The sequence below is a fragment of the Mycobacterium sp. genome (assembly GCF_049281135.1).
Classification (GTDB): Bacteria; Actinomycetota; Actinomycetes; order Mycobacteriales; family Mycobacteriaceae; genus Mycobacterium.
On record NZ_JBAPRN010000045.1, the window covers coordinates 1 to 1,827 of the forward strand.

Here is a 1,827-nt window from a genome sequence, read left to right on the forward strand (position 1 = left end):
CGCGTCAGGGCGGCGCGGTGGTGGCGACCAACCGAAACACGCTGTTCCGCTTCACTCCGGCTGGGGCGTCATGATTTCGTGGGAGAGCGTCAAGATCCCGACCGACCTGCCCGAGGTGCACGATGAAATCAGCTACCAACGGGTGGTGATGAACTCCGGGTCCACCTGGGACTACACCCCGGTCCACTTCGACCCGTACTACGCCGAAAAGCAAGGTCATCCAGGCATTTTCGTGAACACCATGCATATCGCCGGTTTCGCCGACCGCATCGCGACCGATTGGGCCGGCCCGCAGAGCCGGGTGGTGCGCCGAAAGATGAGGCTCGCCGGATCGATCTACGCCGGCGACTCGATGGTGGGCCGCGGCCGAGTGGTGGCCAAACCGGCGCCGGGACTGGTCGACCTGCACATCGACGTCACCAACCAGCGCGGCGAATTGTGCTGTCCGGTCGAGCTCACCTTGCAATTGCCCGGGTAGTTGCGATGGCCGACGGCTTGGACGAACGGCATCTGGCGGTCTGCCGACGGTTCGGCGAGTCGGTGCGCGCGGCGAACGGGCGACGGGAGCGCCCGTCGCCCTGCGATGCTTGGGATGCCAGGGGAGTGCTGGAGCATGTGATCGGCTTTCACGATGTGCTGCTGCTGCGACCGCTCGGGCTCAAGCCGAACCGCCCACGCGACGATCCGCAGCGGCGATGGGAGCGGACCTACGACCAGCTGGAAATGGCGTTCGAATCCGATATCGGGCCGGACGCCACGGCGGTCGTGCCTGCGAGAAAGACGCCTCCGGAGGCTTGGGTTGATGCGGGACTCACCGCGCTGGCCGAAGGCGGCCCGGACGCCATCCGGATCGAGTCGCTGTTCGTCGGCAATAGCCTGATCGCCGCCGAGCACGATGGCCGCTCGCGACGTGAGGTGATCGACGATGCCCTGGCGAGCCTGCTCAGTCCCAGCAGGTAGGCGTAGTGGCTATTCGGACAGCGGTGGCATGGTGCCTTTGCTGATCACCGACTGCAGCTCGACATACTCGTGCAGCCCCTCCGGGCCGAACTCGCGGCCGATGCCCGACTGCTTGAAACCGCCGAAGGGACTACCGATGTCGAGCGTGTACATGTTGATGCCGTAGGTGCCGGCACGCACGCTCGAGGCGACGTCGAGGCCGTGCGCGATGTCGGCCGTCCACACGGAGCCGGCCAGACCGTAGTCGCTGTCGTTGGCGATGCGGACCGCGTCCGCCTCGTCGCGGTAGGTCAGCACACTGAGCACCGGACCGAATATTTCCTCGCGGGCGATACGCATGTCGTTAGTGACGTCAGTGAACAGCGTCGGCCGTACGTACCAACCGCGGTCATGCGGTGCGTCCTCGCCGCCGAGGACCATCCGGGCGCCCTCTTTCACGCCGGACCGGATGTAGTCCTGAACCCGGGCTTGCTGCCGCTGGGCAACCAGCGGCCCGACGTCGGTCGCCTCGTCGGTGGGGTCACCGACCTGCAGGCCCGACATCATCTCGGCCAGCGCGTCGACAACTTCATCGCGGCGCCGCGCGCTGACCAGGATGCGGGTCTGAGCTACGCAGGCCTGCCCGTTGTTCATCAGGCTCGCGGACTTCAATTCCCGGACCGTCTTGCCGATGTCGGCGTCGTCGAGAATGATCGCCGCCGATTTGCCCCCGAGCTCCAGGCTCACCCGCTTGAGTTGCTCGCCGCACAGCGTGGCGATGCGGCGTCCGACCGCGCTCGACCCGGTGAAGGACACCTTGTCCACACCCGGATGGCGCACCAGCGCCTCGCCGACATCGGTGCCGCCGGGAAGAACGGACACCGCCCC

At 66.7% G+C, this 1,827-nt stretch carries 3 protein-coding genes; 2 read left to right on the forward strand and 1 reads right to left on the reverse strand.

What is annotated here, in order from left to right:
• Positions 1-70 precede the first annotated feature (70 nt).
• Complete coding sequence (locus WAN02_RS01700) at positions 71-478, forward strand: MaoC family dehydratase (RefSeq protein ID WP_422262245.1); 408 nt, start codon at positions 71-73, stop codon at positions 476-478.
• A 5-nt stretch (positions 479-483) separates the two neighbouring features.
• On the forward strand, positions 484-960 hold the full coding sequence (locus WAN02_RS01705) for a hypothetical protein (protein ID WP_422262241.1): 477 nt from the start codon (positions 484-486) through the stop codon (positions 958-960).
• Between the two features lie 9 nt (positions 961-969).
• Here the strand turns inward: WAN02_RS01705 and WAN02_RS01710 are convergent.
• Positions 970-1,827 (reverse strand): aldehyde dehydrogenase family protein (locus WAN02_RS01710; RefSeq protein ID WP_422262243.1); only part of this gene is annotated, 858 nt, incomplete at its 5' end.